Origin of the sequence: Lactiplantibacillus sp. 7.2.4, assembly GCF_018991185.1 — a bacterium.
Classification (GTDB): Bacteria; Bacillota; Bacilli; order Lactobacillales; family Lactobacillaceae; genus Lactiplantibacillus; species Lactiplantibacillus pentosus.
The window spans coordinates 21,688-27,863 of record NZ_JAGYGS010000039.1; the positions used below are offsets into that span (position 1 = coordinate 21,688).

At 40.2% G+C, this 6,176-nt stretch carries 15 protein-coding genes, 3 tRNA genes and 1 pseudogene; 11 read left to right on the plus strand and 8 right to left on the minus strand.

Annotation, left to right across the window (positions count from 1 at the left end; translation table 11 throughout):
* Nucleotides 1-166: 166 nt before the first annotated feature.
* The 7 genes and pseudogenes from KGF70_RS11545 to KGF70_RS11575 form a co-directional block, all read right to left on the minus strand.
* Nucleotides 167-257 (minus strand) — tRNA-OTHER (locus tag KGF70_RS11545).
* Nucleotides 258-304: 47 nt separating this feature from the next.
* Nucleotides 305-487: a hypothetical protein gene (locus tag KGF70_RS11550; RefSeq protein ID WP_050339261.1), complete on the minus strand. Its 183-nt coding sequence runs from the start codon at nt 485-487 to the stop codon at nt 305-307.
* A 26-nt stretch (nt 488-513) separates the two neighbouring features.
* Nucleotides 514-610, minus strand: a tRNA-OTHER gene (locus KGF70_RS11555).
* A gap of 5 nt (nt 611-615) precedes the next feature.
* A tRNA-Ile gene (locus KGF70_RS11560) sits at nt 616-689 on the minus strand.
* 14 nt (nt 690-703) lie between these two features.
* Nucleotides 704-789 (minus strand): annotated as a pseudogene (locus KGF70_RS11565).
* Between the two features lie 184 nt (nt 790-973).
* On the minus strand, nt 974-1,180 hold the full coding sequence (locus tag KGF70_RS11570) for a hypothetical protein (protein WP_050339260.1): 207 nt from the start codon (nt 1,178-1,180) through the stop codon (nt 974-976).
* A 67-nt stretch (nt 1,181-1,247) separates the two neighbouring features.
* Nucleotides 1,248-1,952: an XRE family transcriptional regulator gene (locus KGF70_RS11575; protein WP_301554461.1), complete on the minus strand. Its 705-nt coding sequence runs from the start codon at nt 1,950-1,952 to the stop codon at nt 1,248-1,250.
* A gap of 165 nt (nt 1,953-2,117) precedes the next feature.
* Between KGF70_RS11575 and KGF70_RS11580 the strand changes: the two genes are divergently transcribed.
* The 5 genes from KGF70_RS11580 to KGF70_RS17635 are packed head-to-tail and all read left to right on the plus strand — an operon-like array spanning nt 2,118 to nt 4,201.
* Nucleotides 2,118-2,351, plus strand: coding sequence for a helix-turn-helix domain-containing protein (locus tag KGF70_RS11580; RefSeq protein ID WP_016058352.1), 234 nt, complete (start codon nt 2,118-2,120; stop codon nt 2,349-2,351).
* Between the two features lie 15 nt (nt 2,352-2,366).
* Nucleotides 2,367-3,122 carry a BRO family protein gene (locus KGF70_RS17310; protein ID WP_253954811.1) on the plus strand — a complete coding sequence of 252 codons (756 nt, stop codon included), beginning with the start codon at nt 2,367-2,369 and terminating at the stop codon, nt 3,120-3,122.
* 15 nt (nt 3,123-3,137) lie between these two features.
* A complete protein-coding gene (locus KGF70_RS11590; RefSeq protein ID WP_216768466.1) occupies nt 3,138-3,836 on the plus strand; it encodes a Rha family transcriptional regulator in 699 nt (232 codons plus the stop codon).
* Between the two features lie 11 nt (nt 3,837-3,847).
* Nucleotides 3,848-4,057, plus strand: a complete 210-nt coding sequence (locus tag KGF70_RS11595; RefSeq protein WP_050339257.1) for a hypothetical protein — start codon at nt 3,848-3,850, stop codon at nt 4,055-4,057.
* Between the two features lie 12 nt (nt 4,058-4,069).
* Entirely contained in the window at nt 4,070-4,201 is a 132-nt protein-coding gene (locus KGF70_RS17635) for a hypothetical protein (RefSeq protein ID WP_015380502.1), read from the plus strand.
* Here the strand turns inward: KGF70_RS17635 and KGF70_RS11600 are convergent.
* Entirely contained in the window at nt 4,173-4,499 is a 327-nt protein-coding gene (locus KGF70_RS11600) for a hypothetical protein (RefSeq protein ID WP_016058354.1), read from the minus strand. The genes KGF70_RS17635 and KGF70_RS11600 overlap by 29 nt on opposite strands.
* 67 nt (nt 4,500-4,566) lie before the next feature.
* On the opposite strand from KGF70_RS11600, the gene KGF70_RS11605 reads away from it, so the two are divergent.
* The 6 genes from KGF70_RS11605 to KGF70_RS11630 all read left to right on the plus strand — a co-directional run.
* Entirely contained in the window at nt 4,567-4,845 is a 279-nt protein-coding gene (locus KGF70_RS11605; protein WP_050339256.1) for a hypothetical protein, read from the plus strand.
* A gap of 134 nt (nt 4,846-4,979) precedes the next feature.
* Nucleotides 4,980-5,219 carry a tagatose-bisphosphate aldolase gene (locus tag KGF70_RS11610; protein WP_065674473.1) on the plus strand — a complete coding sequence of 80 codons (240 nt, stop codon included), beginning with the start codon at nt 4,980-4,982 and terminating at the stop codon, nt 5,217-5,219.
* Nucleotides 5,220-5,230: 11 nt separating this feature from the next.
* Nucleotides 5,231-5,431: a hypothetical protein gene (locus tag KGF70_RS11615; RefSeq protein WP_050339254.1), complete on the plus strand. Its 201-nt coding sequence runs from the start codon at nt 5,231-5,233 to the stop codon at nt 5,429-5,431.
* Between the two features lie 11 nt (nt 5,432-5,442).
* On the plus strand, nt 5,443-5,673 hold the full coding sequence (locus tag KGF70_RS11620; RefSeq protein WP_050339253.1) for a hypothetical protein: 231 nt from the start codon (nt 5,443-5,445) through the stop codon (nt 5,671-5,673).
* Nucleotides 5,674-5,715: 42 nt separating this feature from the next.
* Complete coding sequence (locus KGF70_RS11625; RefSeq protein ID WP_162985047.1) at nt 5,716-5,886, plus strand: hypothetical protein; 171 nt, start codon at nt 5,716-5,718, stop codon at nt 5,884-5,886.
* Nucleotides 5,887-6,176 (plus strand): hypothetical protein (locus KGF70_RS11630; RefSeq protein ID WP_216786448.1); only part of this gene is annotated, 290 nt, incomplete at its 3' end.

The following is a 6,176-nucleotide window of genomic DNA, read 5'->3' on the forward strand; positions in this document are numbered from 1 at the left end:
TTTTCCTCCATATTGACTATGCGAGGGGCCAAATTATTGGAAAAAATATTGCAAGCAACACCTTCTTTCAGTAAAATAGAGTATACAAAAGTGGTACATGATTAATGTATTCTGGTGCAAGCACATCTCAAACTTTGACCGGTGGGGATGTGCTTTTTTGTTACAACGCGAGCGGCAGGAGTTGGACCTGCATAGTAGTCCAAGAAAGAATGGGCTTCAAGACTTGGAATAATGTTCTACCGCTGAACTACGCTCGCAAGATGCCAACTGAAATGATTCAATTGGCTTGACTGGCAAAATTTTACTATTCCTCTCTTTGCTTGAAGCGTGTCACCAAATCGTCTTTAATTCCTTTAAGCATACGGTCGTATTCTGCTTCGGAATAGCTATCTTTTGATAGGTAGAGAATGGCGTCAGATTTTACAAAGGCTGTTAAGTCACTGATAATATCTTCTATTAGTTCGTACCTTGAAATATCTTGATGCATAGTATTGCCTTCTTTCTTTATTTTAATGCGAGCGGCAGGGGTCGAACCTGCATCTGAATAGTAGTTTGAGTTATTTAATCGAGGGAAAATAAAGCAACCGTTCTACCGTTGAACTACGCTCGCAAAGATGGACCTTGTTGGACTCGAACCAACGACCGGACGGTTATGAGCCGTCTGCTCTAACCAACTGAGCTAAAGGTCCAATGAAAATTTAAATGCGAGCGGCAGGAGTCGAACCTGCATCTGAAAGTATCTAGTCAGCAACTCAAAGGAGTACTATTCTACCGTTGAACTACGCTCGCATGTTGCCCGCTAGGCTGGTAGTGGGCGAGGGTGCTACTTTCGTTTATGAATCCAGTAAACTAACATGACGACTAGCGCTATGAAGCAAATGATGCCAATTTCAATGGTAAAGTCGAACACGTGTGTGCTGTACGTTCCTACATACAATTCCATAGCTTTTACCCCGATTAAAATATATTTATACTAGTTATACTTAGCATGTTTATACCCGGCTAAGCCGATAAAATATAATATCGCGATTGGCACCCAAATCACCATAACAATTGCTTGTGAAGGAATCCATGTTGCCAGGATAAATAGTACGGCTAATATTGGCAAAAAGATGTGGCCTAGTGTTCCTAATATCTTCCATAGTGCTAGAAAGATGACGATCATTATTAGTAGTCCCATTACAATTATTCCTCCAAATTCCCCAGCTTTTACCGACATCCGTATCTGGTATTAGGAATACAAGCTCCTATAATATAACTCTGCCTATAATACGTACCTGGTCATCTTTAACATGACGTGGTTCGTATTTTTTATTAATTGACCGTAGAATGACTTCACCGGCAACATAGTCGTAGTAAATTTGCTTACAAGTAACACCGTCTCCATCAATTTCAACGATAGCAATTTCACCATTCTCAACTTCTTCTTGCTGATGGTAGAAGATAATTTGACCATCGTGGATAAGTGGCTCCATCGAATCGCCTTGTATACGGATGGCTGTATCTGCCCCGTGCGGTACGTCGGTGAAGTCATCATGTTCAATTTCTACATCGCCATAAGTCAATTCAGTAGGGTTAGCGGCTGACTTACCAACGAGTGGCAAGTTAACAACTTTACCATTTTGTTCTTTCAGTTGATTGTCAGCGTAGTTGTAAACATTTTTCTGACGATCAGGCGTTAACATTTTGTTAATTCTTATTAATTTTTTATCACTACTAGTTAATGGGGAAACTTCATCTTTTTCAAATCCAAGAATGTACTCAGGAGTAGTGTGTAATGCTTTAGCGAAAACGTCCACATTATTTAACGGAAACTCTCTAGTTTTATTGAAATATCTGGACAATGCTGATTTGGCCATGTTTACACGTCTAGCCAGTTCACTGAGTGTTAAATTTTGCTCATCTTTTAATTTTACTAATGTGTCAACTATTTCATTGTTCGTTCTCAACATAATCCCTCCTTAGTTAATGTACACATTATAGCACCGTTCCCAAACGGAAACAATCAATATAGCAAATAATCTTTATGATTTTTTTTGAGACATTTTGTTGACAATTGGGAACAATTGCGATATTCTTTAATCGTTCCCAAACGAGAACGAAAGGAGATGGCAAAAATGTCAGTAGATTTGAGACGAGTTAAGGCTGAAAGAGTTGCTAAGGGATATTCACAAGAATACATGGCAAAGATGTTGGGCTGGAAAAGTAGAGCAACATATTCCAAACGAGAAACTGGAAAAGTTAGCTTGGGAGCTGACGAACTTGCAAAAATAGCAAGTGTACTAGGATTTTCTAACGATGAACTAGGAATTTTTTTTACAATAACCGTTCCCAAGAGAGAACAGAACTAGAAAGGAATGATTAAAATGCAACAATTACAAAGCTTTACAGATGGATATGTCAACCTGCCAGTTCGACAGTTAGATGATGGCAGCATTCAATTTGACGCTGAGCAAGCAGCAATTGGATTTGGAATTTCTTTCGTTGCCAAAAGTGGCAACGTTGTTGTTCGTTGGGAACGAGTCAATAAATATTTATCGTCCCCAGAAGTGGGGATGCAAATTAAAAAAGGTGATTTCATCACTGAGCCACAATTTTACGAATTGGCTATCAAGGCTAATAGTAAGAAAGCTAAAAAATTTCAATATTGGGTAACTCATGACGTGCTCCCGTCCATCCGCAAAACGGGCGCCTATTCGGTAGATAAGAGCCAATCCGGGTGGCGTGCTAAGCGTTTAGCCATCATGGAAGACAACAAACGGACACGTCAAGCCAATGCGTTATATGCGATTGCTATGGAAGTCACGGATGAAAATAGCAAGGAATACATGCTACAGGAAGCCGCTAAGCTAATTACCGGGCGTGACATGCATTTTGACAATCAAGACTTTAACGGCTATTCAGCAACTTTCATTGCCGGAGTCCTCGGCATCTCAAGCCAACTGGTCGGTAGAATTGCTAACCAGCTTGGCATTAAAGCACCAGCTGGTGAATCTAACAAGTATGGTCACTGGGTAATGCGTACGACAGACAATAACTCGTATCCACAATGGCTATATACGGATGAAGGTGCTAAAGAAATTACTACGGAGCTTCGTGCACGAATCGAGCAACCAGCATAGAAAGGAATGATCCACATGAATGATTTAGTAATTATGAAGAATAAGCAAGCTGTTACTAGTAGCTTGCAAGTGGCAGAGGTATTTGAAAAGAACCATCGAGATGTTTTGAAAGCTATCACTAATCTTAAAAAAGATGTGCGCAATTTTGCGCAGATGTTCAGTGAAACAAATATTCCAGATAGCTACGGCCGTAATCGCCGGGCTTTCTACATGAATCGTGACGGTTTCACTTTGCTAGCAATGGGATTCACGGGAGATAAGGCACTTAAATTCAAGCTTCAGTACATTGAGGCATTCAACTCTATGGAAGAACAAGTTAAATTGCCAACGTCACCGCGCGAGATTGCAAGATTGGCACTCCAAGCCAATGAAGAAACTAATCAGCGCCTAGACAGCGTGGAGGGCGATGTGAAAGATCTCAAGGAGAACCAAGTTATTCCTAACCCTGAATATAGTGCGCTTAGTCGCCGGGTTAACCAACGTGTGTCAGAAGTAGCTCACAGTTATGGACACATTACGAAGAAACAACGTGGCGAGTTATTTAAGGATATTAACGGTGGCGTCAAGAAGATTGCTAACGTGAGTGCTCGGTCAATGCTACGCAAGAAGGACTACCAGATGGTAATGGACTTCATCAACGATTGGGAACCGTCTACAGCAACTAAGACAATCATTCGACAGACGTCACTTCGATTCGACAAGGAGCCAGCATAGGAGGTAAAACAATGGAATTTGAAAATGTACGTGAAGCACTGAAATTCTTGCTTGAGTATAACGATACGATGTTGAACCCTAACCTTAAATCTCGGGTTAACGGTGGTAAGTGGGAGCCGAGCACAGTTAGCGAAGTTCAAGCGACGAACTATGACGCTTTAGCACAAGCAGCGGACATGCTTGGTATGAGCGACCTTTACTTAAATGAACAGCCAGCATAGGAGGTGAGTTAGATGGAACAATTAAATGTAACAATTGAAAGTTTAGATGAATTAAAAAAGCTGCTTGACGAGGCATCAGACCAGGTCAAACAACTTCAAAATACGATGTCTAAAATTACTGAATATCAAATGAAGTTCCATTAGATAAGCCATTTAGAACATAAAATTCAATAGCTTCATCTCGCATTTCAGTAAAACTTGAAAACTGTGAATTTTTGTTAATGATTTCGTCAACTACAGGTTTATCAAAATCATCAAAGGATTTAACGTTATCTGCCGGGATAGCGCTTAGCAAATCACCTGTTGTCTTGAAGCTTGTATATTTGTTCAAGAAATCATTGGTAAATAAATTCTCAAAGGAAACTTTATGATCGCCATCAAGTTCTTTGGCATTGTTGCTCATGCGATCAAAATCGGACACCAGTTTATCCAAACCATCCATATCTTATCACCTCGATTTATTGGGATAAGCAAAGTATACAACTAAGCAAACATAGGAGGCGAGTTACATGGAATCTAACGACATCTCTTTAAGCCTGCCTAGCAAGGTATTAGAGCCAATCAAGCAAGAGCTAACAGGGATAATCAAATCTGTATTTAAAAGTATGATGGACCGTGAAGCTTTACCGTATTGGATGAAGAAACAGGAAGCTCAAATTTACATGAATGTTAGTGACAAAACTTTAGACAAATTCATTGTTGACGGTTTGAGGGTTTCCGTTGTTGACGGAGTTCAACGGATTTCAAAAAAATCCGCTGATAAATATTATGAAGATCATGAATTATAAATAGTCTATGCGAGGGGCCATTTATTGGGAGGAATTGCCATGGTAGAAGTAGCGGCATTAACCTGGGCGCTAACAACCGTGTGGTGCAAACGCCGAGAGGTTAGAAACTGGTTTGGAATTTAGGAGGAAACGATATGTATGAAGAAGACATTGAGCACGCGTTAAGAGCACGTAAGTATAACGCAATTCGTGCAGATGAACGTGAGCTGATTAACGCTATCACGTACGATACAGATGGGATCATTAAGCGGCGGCCATGCTTTGGCTATTCAGAAGAATTTATTGGTGAATTGCAAGAACACGATATTAACGTTTGCGAGCCAGATGAAGAAAACGACGATGGATGGACATTTACATTGCCACCAATGTATTAGGAGGAATGATCATGAAAGTTCATGTAGGTGATCGAGTGAGTTACAAGGCTGAGTATAGTTGCGGCCAATTAATACGAGAAGCCGGTGTTGGCAGAGTAGTTGAAATTAAGCAAATTCCGTTCACGTTGCGCACAAAAAAAGATGTAGCTGTAGTAAAAGAGAATGGCCAGCAATTTGAAATCATTACCAATGGTATTCAAGTGCTCAAGTAGGAGGAATGATCATGCAAAAAGTATCAATTTTACCACTCCACGAGTGGAAACGAGCGCAAAAAAAGCCATCGCTAGTAATGGCTAACGATGGGCTAATGGAAGAGATGATTAGTACCAACACTTACTTTATTCCAAAGCGGTCTCGTTTGCAAGCTAAAAGACAAAAATACTCCCTACTGGAGTGGATTACAAGAGTAGGGAGCAAGAAAACAATTCAAGGTATGCGTATATATTATCGCTAACCAGAAATGTTTGCAAGTGCTAAGAAAGTGAGGACGGTAGTTATGGATAATCCATTACCTTACAAAGAACAACAGGATTGCATTCTTCATGGCATTACACGGATTGCATCAATCGATCCACAAGAATTAACTCCAGAATGGCTGCTAATTCAAAATAATATGGCAATGGCGTTTTGCTTGAATTCATGGATGTTTAATAGGGGGCTGAAATAAATGGTGGACTTACTATCTGAATGCCAATCATTTGAAATGAAACTTAATCGTGTAGAAAAAAAGTTATCTGCAGCCACAAGCGCTGCTGACTTTGCCTACAAGGCGGTACAGGCACGTCAAAAAATTGTTTCGTTTGACGACCTAGACGATGAGGAAAAGATTGCACTGCTTAACGAATATGACTGGTTGTTGTTAGAAGTAGAAGGTTACTTAGGTGGATTGCAACAGCAATTTGAAGATGCGGATGAAGGCCTGGCTGGTGGAAAATTTTTGTTGGAGACTTTAAAAGA